Raw genomic sequence first — 16,865 nt, 5'->3', positions numbered from 1 at the left:
ACATACTATCAGAATAAAATGAGTTGTGTCAATGATCTGGATTCCATTGTAATAATTCTGGATATTTAATAGATTTCAAAAAAGCGAAACTTCTTCCCAAAATATGATAGAATCTTTTTCAAGATACTTGTGGAAAAGGAATGAATCAAATAATGACTACACAATCTATGCTTATGAAAAGCGAAGATATAACCAAGGCAAATCAATTGATAAAAGATACGATTGTACGTACACCTCTGCAGCGGAATGAATACTTATCTAATAAATATGGATGCAATGTATATCTAAAAAGAGAAGACTTACAAGTAGTTCGTTCTTTTAAAATACGAGGTGCATTTCATATGATCCAGAGCTTAACTCAAGAAGAAAGAAACCGCGGAGTAGTATGTGCTAGTGCTGGCAATCATGCCCAAGGAGTCGCCTACTCTTGCAGCAAATTGAGCATTACTGGAAAAATATTCATGCCGACTACAACACCGAGACAAAAAATAGAACAAGTAAAAAGATATGGGGCATCCTTCGTTGAAGTTATCTTAATTGGAGATACTTTTGATGACTCCTATCTAGAAGCAAAAAAGTATTGTGATGAAAACAATATGTCTTTTGTCCACCCATTTGACGATCATCGAACAATAGCAGGCCAAGGCACAATCGGAATCGAGATTATGGATGACATTGATAAGGTAGATTTTTTGTTTGCAAGCATCGGCGGCGGCGGACTCATTGCTGGTGTTAGTACATTCATGAAAGAAGCTTATCCTGACTGTAAAATTATTGGCGTTGAACCTCAAGGCGCTGCTTCGATGAAACGTTCACTGGAAGTCGGACATGTGATAGAACTCGATAAAATCGATCCTTTTGTAGACGGGGCAGCAGTAAAAAAAGTTGGTGCACTCACATTTCAAATTGTAAAAGAAAACGTAAGTGATATTGTACTCATTCCTGAGGGAAAAGCATGCAGTACGATCCTTGAATTGTATAATCAAATCGCACTGGTTGTGGAACCTGCTGGTGCGCTCTCCGTTTCTGCACTTGATTTTTATAAAGATCAGATCAAAGGAAAAACCGTTGTCTGTATCGTCAGCGGAGGCAACAACGATATCGACCGTATGCAGGAAATGAAAGAAAAATCGCTGATTTATGAAGGCCTAAAACACTACTTCATCGTTTCATTCCCACAACGCGCTGGTGCCCTGCGGCAATTTGTCGAGAATGTATTGCTTGAAGATGATGATATCACTCGGTTTGAATACATTAAGAAAAACAACAAAAGCTCAGGTCCAGCACTAGTAGGTATTGAGCTAAAAGATCCAAAAGATTATGAAGCCCTATTACAACGGATGGAAGATCACGGTTTCCCTTATACCGAGCTAAACAATAACCCAACATTATTTAATTTGCTGATTTAAAAGGAGGAGAGTCCCTCCTTTTTTTATAGATATAAACAATCCATTGAAAGGGAGTTTGAGGTTTGAAAATTGCGGCTCTTTACGATATTCATGGAAATTTACCAGCATTACATGCTGTATTAGAAGAACTCCATGTAATACAAGCCGATTTAATTTTGATAGGAGGAGACGTTGTTTCTGGACCAATGCCTCAACAAGTACTTCAGCGTCTCTTTTCTTATGGTGAGAAAATTCGATTCATACGCGGAAATGGTGATCGGGAAGTTGTCATGATTCACAAAGGACATGAGATATCTTATTTATCTGAAAAGGGGATCGAGAAGCAGCGCTGGGTCGCCGAGCAATTAACATCTTTTCAACGAGATTTTCTAGCCCAATTACCAGAACAAATCACGCTTTCTGTAGAAGGATTGGGAGATATATTATTTTGTCATGCAACGCCAAATAACGATAATGAAATTTTCACTCCCATTACACCGCAAGAAAGAATTCAATCTATCTTTCATGGTGTAACTCAAAAATTAGTAGTATGCGGACACACTCACATCCAATTTGAACTTCAAGTAGGAGAATTGCGCATTCTCAATCCAGGAAGTGTAGGGATGCCTTTTGCTGATCAACCAGGAGCGTATTGGATGCTGCTCTCCCCAGAAGGATATGAATTTCGATACACAGCATATGACAGAGATAATGCGGTTAAAGAAATAAGGGCTAGTAATGATCCACAAGCGCAAGAATTCATTGATACATATATCCTAAATACTATGTCAGAATCTAAAGCAATGAAGATATTAGAAAATATGTTAAAAAACAGAGAATGACAGCAATAAATTCATTCGTTTTCATTTCATATAAGCAAACAAAACCACCGTATTGTATGGATCTTGAAATCGTTCTATAATTAAAATACCTACAAGTGAAGGGTAAAACATGAAACTCCCTGGTGAACTTAAGAAAACCGAAAATGGGTACACCATTGACCTCGCTGAAAATCAAGGTACCATTACCTGCAACTATGTTAAATACACTTTTAGCTACTTGTTGAGTCATGTTTTCTATGATATCGTCGTCCCGACCAGCATTGATTCATCGGGAAAACTTTTCGGATATTGTCCTAACGCAATCTTCAGTGAAGCAGAAAATAAGACCTACCTTGACTTCACCAACGATGAAGGCAAACCGTACCTGCGTATTTGGTTTGAGAAAAATAGGATTACCAGTAGTAACGATATGAGCTAACGTTTTGCACCCTCTTGTTTTTTGAACACCAGTATGGTGTTCACCCCAAGAACTTCCATTGTTCTTGGGACAAGCAAATAATGAATCATTCATATAAAAATGCACCCTTCCCATAGATTTCGATCCTACTGGGAGGGGTGCATCCTTTTAGTATTATAGAATACAGTTTGAAAAGGAATTAATTTTTTGCAACGTCACTAGCCGTTACCAATGAGATTGGTGGTGTACCAGCAACGATTTTCCCTTTGTAATAAATCTCTACATATCCTACTGCAGTGCCCTTTTTCATCGGAGCTCGCAGATTGTTATAAATCACAACATGATACGAATAATTTTTTTCTTGCCCTCTGAGCAGCGGCACAGTTAAATTACGAAGCGAAACAATCGAAACCGGTCCATTATGTCCACTTATACGAATCGTTTTATATGTCGATATTGCTCTGCCAGCTTGCAACACTAATTTTGGCGAATAATTTTTGTAAATATAATCATATAGTTTTTTTGTTTCTTTGTATCTCGTATCTAGTGTACTTGATCCCAATAAAACCGAAATCAAGCGAAAATCATTTTGTTTAACAGTACCGACATAACAATATTTTGCAGGAGTGGTAAAACCTGTTTTCAGCCCATCTACACCTTTATAAGCGTATTTCAAAGTAGGTAACATTAGATTTGTGTTGGTGACTTTCATTTGACGAGATGTTCCAGCATGAAAAGTATGGGTTTTGATAGTGGAAAAAGATAAGATTTCTGGATGTTTTGCTAAAATCGTTCGTGAAAGGATAGCAATATCACGAGCAGACATCGTATTGGTATATACTTTTCCATTAGGAGCTTTATAAACCAAACCGTTACTTGTGTAAAAAATAGTCTTCGTCAAACCTAATTGTTTGGCAGTTTGATTCATTAATGTAGCAAAATTACGTTCGGAGCCACTAACTTTTTCAGCAAGAGCATAGGCTGCATCATTTGCTGATTGTACCATCATTCCGATCATAAGCTCTTTGATTGTAATCTTTTCGCCAGCAACCAATTTGATTTCTGACTCATTAATCGCCTGTGCTTGTTTACTTACTGTAATTTTATCAGACCAATGTAGCTTACCTTGTGATATTTTTTCCATCACTATATAAGCAGTCATTAGTTTGGACAAACTTGCTAAGGGTAATGAAGTGTTGCTATTTCCTCCAGTTAAAATCGCTCCACTAGAATAATCTATTACATAATAAGCTTTTGATGTAACAGTAGGCTGACTGGCTGCTAATGCAGACGTCCCTATTGAAGTAAATAGCACTGCAAACAACATGAAAGATAGCGAAAATTTTCTTAACATTTCCACATTCTCCTGCCTATTTTTATCGATATGCATAAAAACACTGAATAAAATTATAGTAACACTTCAAAAAAGGAAAAACTAGCATCTCTGCTAGCATCTATTGAAAGTTTATTGTATTTTCGTCCGGCAGCCGTGGTTTCACCACGACTGCCTCTTGTCAGTGTGCGACAGCAGCGAGGGCTACAGGAGGACGGTAGAGAATCTGCTTCCCCTTGTAAAGTAGCGTATAGAGATCATACTCCTGTTCCTTTCCACTCACTGAGTCGTACACGACATAAGTAGGACCCGAAGGACGGTTGAGAATACTCCTCACATTCTTTAGACCTTTGTACACCCCTCCATGCGGAAAGATCAGAGGCATTGGAAGTGGTGATTCATGCGGAAGTCGAGCATCCACTGGACGCTCAAACCAGTACGTCTTCGGTCCTTCAGGTGTCTGGAAGGTGTAGTAGTGCACTTCCCAACCTGCATCTTCTGATAAGAAGGAAAAGTTATTGGAAGACTCCACCTGTGACTCCTGTCTAATAGGTGGTCATTGCTATATAAATAGTAACAAATATATTAAAAGTCAGCAAGAGACGGATATTTCCAATACTTAGAATGCACCTTCCAAATGCTGCAAATCAACAAATTCCCTCTCTTTTGACAACAGAACAGAGATCACGTCAAATCGCAAAGGAAAATAATCCATTTTTTGTTGTTGAATAAATTGCGTAGCGAGTTTTCGGACTTGCTGCTGCTTGCGATAACCTACCGATTGAAACCCAAGACCAAACTGAGTGGAGGTGGTAGTCCTCACTTCCACAAATACCAAATGCATACCGTCATTTGCAACAATATCCAATTCTCCAAGGTTTGTTGACCAATTTCTCGCTACTAGCTCCCACCCTTTGGAAACCAAATAACCTGCTGCCATGTCCTCACCTCTGCGACCCGTTTCCTTTCTCGGGTCACTCATTGTGCTTTTCCTAGAGATGCTCGAACAGGAGCAAAGCTTCGGCGATGAATGGGGCTTGGACCATATTTATCTAACATTTCCAAATGCGCTGGAACTCCATAACCCATATGTTGATCAAATCCGTATTGGGGATACTGCCTATGTATTTTCATCATCCATTCATCTCGGGTAGTCTTTGCAACAATCGAAGCTGCTGCTATCGAATGACTCAGGCTGTCACCTTTTATTAAGCTTTTTTGACTTATATGAACTTGAGGCAGTTTAACAGCATCAAGTAACAAAAAATCAGGTTGAACGGGTAATTGTAAAATAGCTAAACGCATCGCATGAAATGTAGCTTGCAATATGTTATATTTATCAATATAATCTGCCTCAACGATGCCAACACCAATCCCTAGTGCATATTTTTCGATATGTTTCCGCAGGCGGTTTCGCTCTGTTACATTCACTTGCTTGGAATCATTTAATCCTGTCACATCAAAATCTCGTGGTAAAATGACTGCTGCTGCTACTACCGGGCCAGCCAATGGACCTCGACCTGCTTCGTCAATGCCGGCTATTGTCATTTTTCCTTCTTGCCATAACTGCTCTTCATAAATCCACATTTTCGCCAAGCGTTCTTGTTCTAGCTGCTGTTTTCGCTGTTGTATCTGATAGCGTTTCGCTAATTGTTTTACGCCTTGCCGAGTATCTGCTAATAACGTTTGCAATACTTCGTCTGTTACTTCATTTTCTTTTAACCAATTCCGCCAATCGTCAATCGTTCGCTTCATCCGCATCCTCCTCATAATCGCTCGGGGATTCCAAAGAAATTTTTCCTAATCTTCCTGATCGCAAATCTCCCATCACAATATCTGCAGCTTTGTCCCAATCAATTTCTCCTCCACGCATCAAACAACCTCGTCTTTTACCAATTTCATCAAGTAATTCAACAGGGGTTTGCTCTGTTATTACAACACCATACCGTTCTTCTAACAGTTTTGGATAACGCAGACACATATATTTCAAAGTATGTAATGCTACTTCTTCTGTTGGTAAGATTTCATCTTTAATCGCTCCACTCATTGCCAATCTCATACCAGTATCTGGATCTTCAAATTTAGGCCAGAGAATACCTGGTGTATCCAATAATTCCAGTTGTTTTCCTACGCGAATCCATTGTTGTGCTTTTGTCACTCCTGGCCGGTCTCCTGTCTGTGTTGCATGTCGACCTGCCAAGCGATTGATTAAAGATGATTTTCCTACATTAGGAATTCCTAACACCATTGCTCTCATCCGTCTGGAGACAATTCCTTTTTTTTGACGGGAAACAAATAGGGGTTCCAAAACTCGCTCACAAGTAGAAGCGATTTGTTGTACTCCTTTTCCTGTCTTTGCATCAATCGACAAAGCTGAAATCCCTAAGTCCGTAAAATAATTAATCCATTCTTTTGTAATGGATTCATCCGCCATGTCTACTTTTGTAAAAAGAATTAATCTAGGTTTATTTCCAGTGATTTCATCAATCATTGGATTACGACTAGCTAGTGGTAATCTACCATCTAATAACTCTATTACAATATCTACTTGTTTTAATTTCTCTTCTATCTGTCGTCTGGCTTTTGCCATATGACCAGGAAACCAATGAATCGACATTCTGTTTGCACCTCTTGATCATGAAATCATAATGACTTCCACTCTGAAATGGGCCAATAAATAAACTCCGCTCTACCAATAATCTGGTCGATTGGAATGGTTCCTAACTCTCGACTATCCATGCTATTTTCGCGATTATCACCCATCACAAATAGTTGATTGGTTGGGATTTTTATTGGAGGGACAGTGGAGGTTATTTTGGAAAAAGTTAAATAAGGTTCAGGTAAGACCTTGCCATTGATATACACATGATTATTTTTTACTTCTAACGTCTCACCAGGAAGACCAATAACACGCTTAATCAAATCTTTCTGTTCTGAAGAATGAAAGACGATAACTTCCCCACGGGCGGGAGTTTTAAAACGGTAAATAAGTTTATTAATAATGACCTTATCACCTGTTTTCGTGGTGTTTAACATCGAAGGACCCTGCACGTAAGTAGGTTCAAGCACAAAACTACGAATTACAACAGCTAACAAAAGAGCTACTACAATTGCTTTTACCCAGTCAAAAGCACGAGAAGAACGATTATTATTTTTCTTCTTTTCTTGCCTTTCTCTTCGTTGTCGTTCCGAGCGAGATACAAATTCACTCATCGACGGCCCCCTATGCAAATATGGCAAAAGGACTTGATTGCTCAAGCCCTTTTCGCGAAACATGCATTTACTTATGTGAAATTCTTTCTTTGATGCGAGCTGCTTTTCCACGAAGTTTACGTAAATAGAATAATTTAGCACGACGAACTTTACCACGACGAATCACTTCAATTTTATCCAAACGAGGTGAATGCAATGGGAAAGTACGTTCCACACCTACACCATAAGAGATTTTACGAACAGTAAAAGTAGCAGAAATGCCACCGCCACGACGTTGGATTACAACTCCTTCAAAAAGCTGAATCCGTTCACGTTGACCCTCTTTTACTTTCACATGAACACGAAGTGTATCTCCAGCACGAAACAATGGAATATCTTGTTTCAACTGTTCTTCAGTAATACTTTTAATAAGTTCTTGCATGATCGGATTACCTCCCTTCTCTATCTTTCAAAAATCCCCGAATCAAGGAAACGGAAACATTGTAACATATGTGTCTCTTCAACACAATTAGTCCGATTGGCTTTTTAATTGACGCAAAAATTTGCGGTCTTCCTCAGTCAGAGTTGAAGATTCTAGCAAATCTGGACGGCGTTCCCATGTACGCAAAAGTGCTTGTTCTCTTCTCCATTTGTCTATATTCGCATGATGACCAGAAAGCAAGATATCTGGGACTTTTAGTCCTCGATATTCAGCTGGTTTGGTGTAATGCGGATACTCCAATAATCCAGTAGAAAAAGAATCATCTACATGAGACATCGGATTACCTAATACATCTGGAAGCAAACGGCTCACGCTGTCCATGATTATCATGGCTGGCAACTCACCACCCGTCAACACATAATCACCCATCGATATTTCATGAGTGACTAAATGCTGTCGGATTCGCTCATCAAAACCTTCATAGTGTCCACAGAGCAGAACAAGATGAGGGTATAATGATAGTTCCTCTGCTTTTTCTTGCGAGAAAGGTTCGCCTTGAGGTGTCATCATAATAATCGGAGGCATTTCTGCTGCATCTTTCAACAAATAATCTACTGCATCGAATATTGGTTGTGGACGAAGTACCATCCCGCCCCCACCGCCATATGGTGTGTCATCAACCGTATGGTGCTTGGAATCGGAAAAATCACGAAAATTGATTAGATTAGCTTCTATTAACCCTTTTTCCTTCGCTTTCCCCATGATACTATGAGATAAAAATCCATGAAACATCTCTGGAAACAAGGTTAATACATCAAAGCGAATCATCGCCATTTACTCCAGTCCTTCCATCCACTCCATGGTGATTACTCGCTGTGCTACATCTACTTCCTTAATAACATCCTCTATATACGGCAGTAGTAAATCTTTCTCTCCTTCTCTGGACACTACCCACACGTCATTCGCTGGGAGTGTTAAAACTTCCTTTACTCTCCCGACTTGTTTTCCATCAGTAGTAACCACTTGACAGCCAATAATCTGATGAAAGAAAAAACCATCATCTTCATCTTTTACTTCCTCATTTTCTGGAACATACAGCCAAGCTCCTTTAAATCCTTCCGCTTGATTGATATTGCTCCATTCCTGAAAACGAATCAGCAAGGCAGATTTATGTGTACGAACATGAGCGATCGTCAGTGGCAGCTTTTTGACAAGTGTTGGATGAGAAAGCCATACTTGCTTTCCAACTGCAAAGCGTTGCTCAGGAAAATCCGTATTTACTATGATTTTTACTTCACCACGAATTCCGTGTGTATTTACTAATTGACCTACGCGAAGAAACTCCATTTTTTACGTCAGCCCAACCTTATTTTTGAAATTTATCTAAGATACCTTCTTTACGTAACAAAGCTTTGACTGTATCAGAAGGTTGTGCTCCAGTTTGTAACCATTTCAATGCTTTTTCTTCGTTGATGTTCACCTGAGCTGGTTCTGTCAATGGGTTGAAATAACCAATCTCTTCGATAAAGCGACCATCACGTGGAGCACGAGCATCTGCTACAACCACACGATAGAAAGGGGCTTTTTTCGCACCCATCCGTTTTAGACGAATTTTCACTGCCATTTTTCTTTCACCTCCACTCTAGAGTACACTTCAAACACTTAACCCATAAAAGGGAATTTAAAACCTTTGCGTTTTTTTGTATTTTTCATCATTGATGCCATTTGTTTCATACTCTTTTTCATCTCTTGAAACTGTTTCAGAAGTTGGTTTACTTCTTGTACCGAAGTTCCACTTCCTAACGCAATTCTCCTTCGACGACTCGCATTTAACACTTCTGGATGATCTTTTTCATGTACAGTCATCGACCGAATGATCGCTTCAATGCGATCCATCTTCTTCTCGTCAACTGTGACATTTTTTAGTGCCTTTGCATTTGCTCCAGGGAGCATCGCCAACATGTCTTCCAATGGACCCATTTTGCGAACTTGTTGCAGTTGATCTAAAAAATCATTTAAGGTCAGCTTTTGGCTGCGCATTTTCTTTTCTAGTTCTTTTGCTTTTTCCATGTCCACTGCTTCTTGGGCCTTTTCAATAAGAGAGAGGACGTCTCCCATACCAAGAATTCGCGAAGCCATTCGATCTGGGTGAAAAGGTTCGAGTGCGTCTGCTTTTTCCCCCATCCCCACAAACTTTATCGGACAGTTTGTGACAGCTTTAACGGATAATGCAGCTCCACCTCTTGTATCGCCATCTAACTTTGTCAGAATAACACCTGTTAACTCCATTTCTTTATGGAAGCTATCAGCGACATTAACTGCATCTTGACCAGTCATGGCATCAATGACGAGTAAGATTTCATCTGGATTTGCGATTTGACGAACGGATCTTAATTCATCCATCATCTGTTCATCAACATGCAATCGTCCTGCTGTATCAATCAAAACGGTATCGAATTGCTCTTTTTTTGCCTTTTCAATACCTTCTTGGGCGATCTTGACAGGACTTTCTTTATCGCCAAGAGAAAAGACCGGAACACCTAATTGCTCACCCAATACTTCCAACTGTTTAATGGCCGCTGGACGATAAATATCCGCTGCTACAAGCAGTGGCTTTTTATTTTGTTTGGATAACAAGCGAGCTAATTTTGCAGCGGAAGTGGTTTTCCCTGCCCCTTGCAAACCAACCATCATAATAATAGTAGGGGGTTTACTGGCTACAGTAAGTTTGCTTTCTTCTCCACCCATCAAGGCAGTTAGTTCCTCGTTTACTACTTTTACAACTTGTTGTCCGGGAGTAAGGCTTTTTAGTACTTCTTGTCCAACTGCTCTTTCTTTTACGCGATCGATAAATGTTTTTACTACCTTAAAGTTTACGTCAGCCTCCAAAAGAGCTAAACGAATCTCACGCATTGCCTCTTTGACATCTGCTTCGCTCACTTTTCCTTTACCACGAAGCTTTGACATAATGGACTGCAGTCTACCAGATAATCCTTCAAATGCCATCTTTTCACCACCCTTTCCTCTAATCGATCATCTGCTGAATAAGTGATGCAAGTTCCTCTTCCAATGAAGGATCAGCAGATATTTTGGAAAGAATTTTTTTTGCTATTTGATCACGCTGACGGTGTTTTGCTACTAATTCCAATTTATTCTCATATTCTATCAGATGCTGCTCTGCACGTTTCATTCCTTCAAACACTGCTTGTCTGGAAGTGCCTTGATGATTCGCGATCTCCGACAAAGACCAATCATCAAAATAATAACATTCTAACAGAAACTGTTGTTTCTCTGTTAAAAGAGAGCCATAAAAGTCATAAAGTAAGTTTATTTCTGTTGTTTGATCCAACATATGATCACCTCTTAGTTGTGTCAAGGTGATTTCCTTTACAGTTGAAAATAGTAGCAGAGATTGCGGAAAGAGTCAAGACATTCCTCTCTTCCTGTCGAGAAAAAACTAAATCCTTATATACATACAAAATTTTGTACTTTAAAATAAACTTAAGGAAACACTCTCTGTCTTAGAAAGGATGCAACATGCAGTTTTCGACCACAAGCATCCCCCTCAACGCGAAGACCTGTTTTATGATCGTTTCGGAGGATGGTACCACGATCGTTGGTGACTTCAAAGCCGGAATCGCTTTCGAGCACCGAGAGGATGGTCTCTTCTACCCGCTGTGGGTATCCCAGAACTTGTACCTCGAAGACACAGAAAACACTGCTGAATCGGCGAGCGGAACGCTGTACTTCCACCGCCTTCACCGGGACAAGAATGGTGCCATTGTACTGCGTCAGCAGTACGATCGCATCACTGGTGGCCAGATCAACCTCAGGAATGGCGATCTCCACTACATCGAGTTCAGCTATATCGGCAATTCTAACAATCAGTGGAGATCTTCGATGAAGAAGTTCACTGAAACCATTCTGCCGTCGAGCATTGAAGCGATCCAGATTCCGAATGACACACCAGTCACCGTGAATTTGGTCGGTTGCTTCCATCACGACCAGGTCGGCACCATTGAGGTGTACAATTTCGTTACCTTCAGTAACAGGCAGGTGCTTCAAGGTGTTCTGACGACGAACCGAAAAGGAACGCAGTTCCTGCTGCAGTCTGCAGGAGCCAGCAACATCCTCTTCTGCAGCAAGGGGTACTTCGATCGGAAGAGGGGTACTTGGACTGCTAGCAGTAGCAAGCACAAGCGGACGAAGACGATGAATCGCATTCTGGTACCAGCGTAAAACTGGCACCAAGGATAGGGAGCTCCCCTGTACTTCAAATGTACAGGGGAGTCACTTTTTAAACATTCCTCTAAAATTTATAATTTGCATTAAAAAGAACATCCTCTTTTTACTAGGATGTTCAGAACACATTAATCATTCGCTTCAATAATCTTCGCTAACTTACTCGCATCTACATTACTGCCACTTAAAATGGTACAAACTTTCTTTCCAGCTACATCCAAATGACCGTTTAATAACGCCGCTACTCCTACTGCTCCAGAACCTTCAATGATATAGTGATGCTCTTTTGCTAACCAATGCATCGCTTGGGCAATTTCCGCTTCTTCTACTAATAAAATGTCATCAACCACTTTTAGCACTAGATCAAGATTCCCTTGGGTAATTCCGCCATGCAAGCCATCCGCAAGCGAATCTTGATAAGTGACGTCAACCAATCGCTTTGCCTGGAAAGAATAATACCAAGGAGGAGAAGCATGGGATTGAATACCAATCACTTGAATATTTGGATTAACTGCTTTTGCTACAGATGCGACACCACAGATCAAACCTCCACCGCCAGCAGGTACGATCAACATATCTAAATCGGGTTGTTCCAATAATATTTCCAATCCTACTGTTCCTTGACCAGCGATAATTTTTTGATCTTCAAAGGCATGAACAAAGGTTCTGCCTGTTTGTTTTGCTAATTTATATGCATATGCCTCTGCTTCATCATAATTATCTCCATACTCTACTAACTCTGCTCCATACTGACGAATTCCCGCTTTTTTTGTCTCAGGGGCATTTTTGGGAACGACGATCAAGGCAGAAATATGTAAATGCGCTGAAGCATAAGCAACACCTTGTGCATGATTCCCAGCAGAAGCGGTGATGACTCCTTTCTCTCGTTCCTGCTCAGTCAATGAATACAGTTTGGTAAATGCTCCTCGTAATTTAAACGATCCAGTTTTCTGCAATGCCTCTACTTTTAAGAAAACTTCTGCCTTTGTAGTTTCTGACAAAATAGGAGATGTTACCAAAGGTGTTGCATAAATTTGGTCTTTTATTTTTGCTTTCGCTTGAATGACATCTAACAATGATACCTCTAACATGTTTGACCTCCGCTCGTAGTTATACATGATGCAAAATCAATTGTTGAAAAAGGTGAATTGCCTTTGGAATCGCACTTTCATCAATATCAAAACGAGGATCGTGGTGAGGATATCTGCTTCTATCACTATTCATTCCCATAAAGACAAATGATCCTGGTATCTTCAGTAGATAATAGGAGAAATCTTCAGCAGCCATCGATGGTGCTATTGTCTCATACGTACCTGTTGGAAAGGAAGTATTTACTACTGTTTTCACATATTTGCTTGTGTATGAATCGTTGATAACAGGAGGTGTTCCCTTTAATAAATTAAATGTGATAGAAGCACCATATGCTGCACAGATTCCTCTTGCTAAACGCTCCAATTCTTTCGGCAACCATGCTCTTCTTTCATTTGTAAAGGCACGAAGTGTTCCGTAGAGTTTCGCTTGATTTGGAATAATATTATACGTAGTTCCTGCCTCTACTTTCCCAATCGTAATCACAGCAGATTCCATAGGATTAAGCGTTCTACTGATGATGGACTGTATTCCACTGATTACTTGACTAGCGATAAAAATAGGATCAATGGTTTCATGTGGAAGTGCACCATGTCCACCAGAACCATGAATAGTTAATTCAAATTCATCGGAAGAAGCCATCATCGAACCCGAAAGAATCCCTACCTTTCCTAGTTCAAGCGGTTGCCATAAATGCAGACCATATATTTCATCCAATATTTCTGTTAATCCTTGTTCAACCAACGACTCTGCTCCACTGGGACCAATTTCTTCTGCGGATTGGAAAACAAAGACAAGATTTGGTTTAATTTTGTCTTTGTTTTCAGAGGCCCATTTTGCTACAGATAATAATATTGCCATATGACCATCGTGTCCACAGACATGAGCGACTCCCGTTCGCTCTGAAAAACAAGGTTTGTCTCCTGCTTCTTGAATAGGCAGCGCATCAATATCAGCTCGTAACCCTATCGTCTTGTTTCCTTCTGTGCCTGAAAGGAAAGCAACCAAACTGGGCGGCTGATAATCCAATATCTCTAATCCTAGTTCTTGAATATGTTTTTTAATATATTGATGTGTTTCCCACTCCTGACCTGATAGTTCCGGAAATCGATGGAGATGACGTCGATGAGAGACTGCCCAGTTGGTTAATTCTTGTGTGATCTCCATTACGTACACTCCTTCATTAAAATGGTCCATAGTGAATTGCGTGTGCGATAATAACTGCAATCAAACCAATGCCATACTGCACGATGATCAATGGCCAGATCCATTTTGCCCATCTAGTCCAAGAGATACCAGCTAAAGCAAGTCCAGCCATAAAATATCCCGAAGTGGGGAAAATAATGTTTCCAATTCCATCAGCCATCGAGAATGACAACACTGCAGTCTGTCTTGTTACTCCTACCAAATCCGCGAGTGGTGCCATGATCGGCATGGTTAGTGCAGCCTGCCCACTTCCAGACGGAACAATAAAGTGAATAATAGCTTGGAATGCATATATACCTACCGCACTGAGCGATCCTGGAATCGAATCCAGCGCTGATGCTGCATAATATAAGATCGTATCGATGATATGCCCATCTGTTAAAACTACTACAACTGCTTTTGCTACCCCAATGATTAGGGCGCCTGAAATAAGTCCAGCAGATCCTGCCATAAAATTTTCCACAAACTTATTAGGATGAATTCCTGCGATAAAACCAACAACGATAGATAACAAGATGAACATCCCAGCTATCTCTGTCATAAACCAGCCATATTTAATTACACCAAAGGCGATTATAATAAAATTCAATAGAAAGCATAGGAGAATGGCTTTGTGCCGGCCAGTAAATCGAAGATCGGACGTAGTTGTATCGATTTTGTTGTACTGTCCATTGCCAAAGTATCCTTTGTTTGGATCTTTTTTTACACGGGAGGCATAACGATAAACAAACCAAACTCCAATAGCATACATGATCATAAATAAAATGATACGGTAGCCGATACCTGAAAACATGGGGAGTTTTGCTATCCCTTGGGCTACACCCACTGTAAACGGATTCATCACAGCAGTAGTGAAACCGATGGAGGCACCCACTAGTACAATTGCTGTACCAGTTATTACATCAAAACCTAAAGATAACGACAAAGATATCAAAATGGGAATGTATACAAGCGTTTCTTCAGCCATCCCAATTAATGATCCGCCTACCGCAAAAAACAGCATCATAATCGGAATCAACCATTTCTCTTTATTCCCTAACTTTCTAGAAGCGCTTAAGATAAAAGCTTCAATCGCTCCTGTTGAAACAATAATTCCAAAAGCACCGCCGATGATCAGTACAAAAAAGATAATATCAGCAGCTTCCACCATTCCTTTGTGAAACGATCCAGCAAAATCCATAAGATCGAGCGAAGCATGATCTACATGTTTATACGTATTTGGAACAACAACGCTTCTACCATCTACTTCTGTTCGAGAATACTCACCCGCTGGCACAATATAAGTCAAAATAAGGGCGATTGCGAGTACAACTGTCAATAATACAAATACATTGATCTCTCTACCTTTTTTGGGGATAGTTACAGGATTTGTCACTTTCTTCGATCCTCCTAAGGTGTGATTGATTTTTGCAAGATCTCAAAAAATTCCATTAACCGCTTGTAAAAATATAAACCAGATTACACATTTATGCATATTTAATTAAGAGAAATTATAGCTCAATAACAAAAGGAATAACCAATTAATTTAATCAATAGTATTTATTATAAAATTTTATATCGACAGCAAAACAAAAAAAGAGAAACAGCTAATGTTTCTCTTTTTTTCTACTCTACTTGAGTGTCTGGATATAGCCTGATACTTTTTCTAGACCTGATTGTAATACATCTGTTGCACATGCATAGCCAATTCGGAGCGTACCCTCTGAGTCAAAACACGATCCAGGTGTTAAAAATGCTCCTGTTGTCTGGAACAATTGTAAACAAAATTGTTCTGATGTCATAGGGAAATCAAAATGCAGCAAAGCCGTAGTGCCCGCTTGTGGTTTCACATAGGAAATAGAGGATTCACTATTCACCCATGTATCAAGTATCGCTAAATTATCTCGAACGATCTTTAGGTTTCGTGCTAATATTTTATCGTAGTTACGCAGGGCATGAACCGCAAGTATATCATCAATTAAACCACAACTAATGGTAGTATAGTCGCGGTGTTTTAGACATTCATGAATTACTTCTGGTGAAGCAGCAATCCATCCAAGCCGTAGCCCTGCAAGCGAAAGGACTTTTGACATGCTAGAAGTACTAATGCCCTTTTCATATAAATCGACGATCGATGGAATATGTTTATCTTCTTGTAATAAATTACGATAAACTTCATCGCTTAAAATATATGCATCTGCTTGACGTGCAATAGCAACAATTTCCCTCAATAATTTCTCATCCATAAGAGCGCCGGTCGGGTTATTTGGATTATTAATAATAATGAGTTTGGTTTTCTCATTGACAAGAGAACGAAGTTCATCAAGGTCAGGCAGATAATTATTTTCTTTGCGAAGGGATAATAGATCCACAGATGCACCAAATGATTTGGGAACATCATACAATTGCTGGTACGTTGGATGCACTGCGATTACATGGTCTCCAGATTGTACCAATGAATACAATACAAGAAAATTTGCACCAATTGCCCCATTCATTAACAAAACCTGTTCTTCATTTATATTTTGATACAATCCAGCAATTCGCTGGCGAAATTCTGGAGATCCGATAATATGACCATAGGTTAATTTTTGTTTCGCTACATGTTGGAAAAACGCTGTTGGATCAGTTCCATCTATGGAGATTAGCTCTTCGACGGTTAAGGAATCTACACACGTCTCTGCTATATTGTATACCGCTTCATGTTCATACTCATTCATCCACTCTTCTACTTTAAAAGCTGGAATTTGCATAC

At 39.8% G+C, this 16,865-nt stretch carries 20 protein-coding genes; 3 read left to right on the top strand and 17 right to left on the bottom strand.

The features are described 5' to 3' along the window. Nucleotides 1-140: 140 nt before the first annotated feature. The 3 genes from ilvA (at nt 141) to AC5WOC_RS10645 (ending at nt 2,648) form a co-directional block, all read left to right on the top strand. A complete protein-coding gene (gene ilvA / locus AC5WOC_RS10655) occupies nt 141-1,409 on the top strand; it encodes a threonine ammonia-lyase IlvA (protein WP_496055388.1) in 1,269 nt (422 codons plus the stop codon). A gap of 62 nt (nt 1,410-1,471) precedes the next feature. Continuing rightward, nucleotides 1,472-2,230 carry a metallophosphoesterase family protein gene (locus tag AC5WOC_RS10650; protein ID WP_496055387.1) on the top strand — a complete coding sequence of 253 codons (759 nt, stop codon included), beginning with the start codon at nt 1,472-1,474 and terminating at the stop codon, nt 2,228-2,230. Between the two features lie 109 nt (nt 2,231-2,339). Further along, entirely contained in the window at nt 2,340-2,648 is a 309-nt protein-coding gene (locus AC5WOC_RS10645; protein WP_496055386.1) for a hypothetical protein, read from the top strand. A 178-nt stretch (nt 2,649-2,826) separates the two neighbouring features. Here AC5WOC_RS10645 and AC5WOC_RS10640 read toward each other — a convergent pair whose 3' ends face one another. The 17 genes from AC5WOC_RS10640 to AC5WOC_RS10560 all read right to left on the bottom strand — a co-directional run bounded on the left by AC5WOC_RS10640 (nt 2,827) and on the right by AC5WOC_RS10560 (nt 16,863). Beyond that, on the bottom strand, nt 2,827-3,981 hold the full coding sequence (locus tag AC5WOC_RS10640) for a D-alanyl-D-alanine carboxypeptidase family protein (RefSeq protein ID WP_496055385.1): 1,155 nt from the start codon (nt 3,979-3,981) through the stop codon (nt 2,827-2,829). A 160-nt stretch (nt 3,982-4,141) separates the two neighbouring features. Then, the gene (locus AC5WOC_RS10635; RefSeq protein ID WP_496055384.1) at nt 4,142-4,492 is read right to left on the bottom strand and encodes a hypothetical protein; all 351 of its coding nucleotides are present in this window, start codon (nt 4,490-4,492) and stop codon (nt 4,142-4,144) included. Between the two features lie 87 nt (nt 4,493-4,579). Continuing rightward, nucleotides 4,580-4,942, bottom strand: coding sequence for a YraN family protein (locus tag AC5WOC_RS10630; RefSeq protein ID WP_496055383.1), 363 nt, complete (start codon nt 4,940-4,942; stop codon nt 4,580-4,582). After that, nucleotides 4,939-5,715 carry a ribonuclease HII gene (gene rnhB / locus AC5WOC_RS10625; protein WP_496055382.1) on the bottom strand — a complete coding sequence of 259 codons (777 nt, stop codon included), beginning with the start codon at nt 5,713-5,715 and terminating at the stop codon, nt 4,939-4,941. The genes AC5WOC_RS10630 and rnhB overlap by 4 nt, the downstream gene beginning before the upstream one ends. Next, on the bottom strand, nt 5,699-6,577 hold the full coding sequence (gene ylqF / locus AC5WOC_RS10620) for a ribosome biogenesis GTPase YlqF (protein WP_496055381.1): 879 nt from the start codon (nt 6,575-6,577) through the stop codon (nt 5,699-5,701). The genes rnhB and ylqF overlap by 17 nt, the downstream gene beginning before the upstream one ends. 26 nt (nt 6,578-6,603) lie before the next feature. Then, nucleotides 6,604-7,173, bottom strand: coding sequence for a signal peptidase I (gene lepB, locus AC5WOC_RS10615; RefSeq protein ID WP_496055380.1), 570 nt, complete (start codon nt 7,171-7,173; stop codon nt 6,604-6,606). 67 nt (nt 7,174-7,240) lie between these two features. Then, nucleotides 7,241-7,594 carry a 50S ribosomal protein L19 gene (gene rplS, locus AC5WOC_RS10610; RefSeq protein WP_496055379.1) on the bottom strand — a complete coding sequence of 118 codons (354 nt, stop codon included), beginning with the start codon at nt 7,592-7,594 and terminating at the stop codon, nt 7,241-7,243. 87 nt (nt 7,595-7,681) lie between these two features. Then, nucleotides 7,682-8,419 (bottom strand): tRNA (guanosine(37)-N1)-methyltransferase TrmD, encoded by a 738-nt coding sequence (trmD, locus tag AC5WOC_RS10605; protein WP_496055406.1) that lies wholly within the window; start codon nt 8,417-8,419, stop codon nt 7,682-7,684. A gap of 9 nt (nt 8,420-8,428) precedes the next feature. Further along, complete coding sequence (gene rimM / locus AC5WOC_RS10600) at nt 8,429-8,941, bottom strand: ribosome maturation factor RimM (RefSeq protein WP_496055378.1); 513 nt, start codon at nt 8,939-8,941, stop codon at nt 8,429-8,431. Between the two features lie 19 nt (nt 8,942-8,960). Then, entirely contained in the window at nt 8,961-9,218 is a 258-nt protein-coding gene (gene rpsP / locus AC5WOC_RS10595; protein WP_496055377.1) for a 30S ribosomal protein S16, read from the bottom strand. A gap of 38 nt (nt 9,219-9,256) precedes the next feature. Next, nucleotides 9,257-10,600 carry a signal recognition particle protein gene (ffh, locus tag AC5WOC_RS10590; RefSeq protein WP_496055376.1) on the bottom strand — a complete coding sequence of 448 codons (1,344 nt, stop codon included), beginning with the start codon at nt 10,598-10,600 and terminating at the stop codon, nt 9,257-9,259. A 19-nt stretch (nt 10,601-10,619) separates the two neighbouring features. After that, nucleotides 10,620-10,946 carry a YlxM family DNA-binding protein gene (ylxM, locus tag AC5WOC_RS10585; RefSeq protein ID WP_496055375.1) on the bottom strand — a complete coding sequence of 109 codons (327 nt, stop codon included), beginning with the start codon at nt 10,944-10,946 and terminating at the stop codon, nt 10,620-10,622. Nucleotides 10,947-11,095: 149 nt separating this feature from the next. Beyond that, a complete protein-coding gene (locus tag AC5WOC_RS10580; RefSeq protein WP_496055374.1) occupies nt 11,096-11,845 on the bottom strand; it encodes a hypothetical protein in 750 nt (249 codons plus the stop codon). A 119-nt stretch (nt 11,846-11,964) separates the two neighbouring features. Beyond that, nucleotides 11,965-12,927 carry a threonine ammonia-lyase gene (locus AC5WOC_RS10575; protein ID WP_496055373.1) on the bottom strand — a complete coding sequence of 321 codons (963 nt, stop codon included), beginning with the start codon at nt 12,925-12,927 and terminating at the stop codon, nt 11,965-11,967. A 19-nt stretch (nt 12,928-12,946) separates the two neighbouring features. After that, entirely contained in the window at nt 12,947-14,092 is a 1,146-nt protein-coding gene (locus tag AC5WOC_RS10570) for a M20 metallopeptidase family protein (RefSeq protein ID WP_496055372.1), read from the bottom strand. 16 nt (nt 14,093-14,108) lie between these two features. Beyond that, the gene (locus AC5WOC_RS10565; protein ID WP_496055371.1) at nt 14,109-15,506 is read right to left on the bottom strand and encodes a YfcC family protein; all 1,398 of its coding nucleotides are present in this window, start codon (nt 15,504-15,506) and stop codon (nt 14,109-14,111) included. Between the two features lie 235 nt (nt 15,507-15,741). Next, nucleotides 15,742-16,863 (bottom strand): aminotransferase, encoded by a 1,122-nt coding sequence (locus AC5WOC_RS10560; protein ID WP_496055370.1) that lies wholly within the window; start codon nt 16,861-16,863, stop codon nt 15,742-15,744. Nucleotides 16,864-16,865 lie beyond the last annotated feature (2 nt).

The sequence above is a fragment of the Shimazuella sp. NTD247 genome (assembly GCF_059510415.1).
This window is presented reverse-complemented; position numbering and strand designations above follow the sequence as displayed.

Coding starts and splice junctions, on each gene's coding strand:
- ilvA (WP_496055388.1), top strand. CDS start 141: ATGAATCAAATAATGACTACACAATCTATGCTTATGAAAAGCGAAGAT.
- AC5WOC_RS10645 (WP_496055386.1), top strand. CDS start 2,340: ATGAAACTCCCTGGTGAACTTAAGAAAACCGAAAATGGGTACACCATT.
- AC5WOC_RS10640 (WP_496055385.1), bottom strand. CDS start 3,981: ATGTTAAGAAAATTTTCGCTATCTTTCATGTTGTTTGCAGTGCTATTT.
- AC5WOC_RS10630 (WP_496055383.1), bottom strand. CDS start 4,942: ATGAGTGACCCGAGAAAGGAAACGGGTCGCAGAGGTGAGGACATGGCA.
- rnhB (WP_496055382.1), bottom strand. CDS start 5,715: ATGAAGCGAACGATTGACGATTGGCGGAATTGGTTAAAAGAAAATGAA.
- ylqF (WP_496055381.1), bottom strand. CDS start 6,577: ATGTCGATTCATTGGTTTCCTGGTCATATGGCAAAAGCCAGACGACAG.
- lepB (WP_496055380.1), bottom strand. CDS start 7,173: ATGAGTGAATTTGTATCTCGCTCGGAACGACAACGAAGAGAAAGGCAA.
- rplS (WP_496055379.1), bottom strand. CDS start 7,594: ATGCAAGAACTTATTAAAAGTATTACTGAAGAACAGTTGAAACAAGAT.
- rimM (WP_496055378.1), bottom strand. CDS start 8,941: ATGGAGTTTCTTCGCGTAGGTCAATTAGTAAATACACACGGAATTCGT.
- rpsP (WP_496055377.1), bottom strand. CDS start 9,218: ATGGCAGTGAAAATTCGTCTAAAACGGATGGGTGCGAAAAAAGCCCCT.
- ffh (WP_496055376.1), bottom strand. CDS start 10,600: ATGGCATTTGAAGGATTATCTGGTAGACTGCAGTCCATTATGTCAAAG.
- ylxM (WP_496055375.1), bottom strand. CDS start 10,946: ATGTTGGATCAAACAACAGAAATAAACTTACTTTATGACTTTTATGGC.
- AC5WOC_RS10575 (WP_496055373.1), bottom strand. CDS start 12,927: ATGTTAGAGGTATCATTGTTAGATGTCATTCAAGCGAAAGCAAAAATA.
- AC5WOC_RS10570 (WP_496055372.1), bottom strand. CDS start 14,092: ATGGAGATCACACAAGAATTAACCAACTGGGCAGTCTCTCATCGACGT.
- AC5WOC_RS10560 (WP_496055370.1), bottom strand. CDS start 16,863: ATGCAAATTCCAGCTTTTAAAGTAGAAGAGTGGATGAATGAGTATGAA.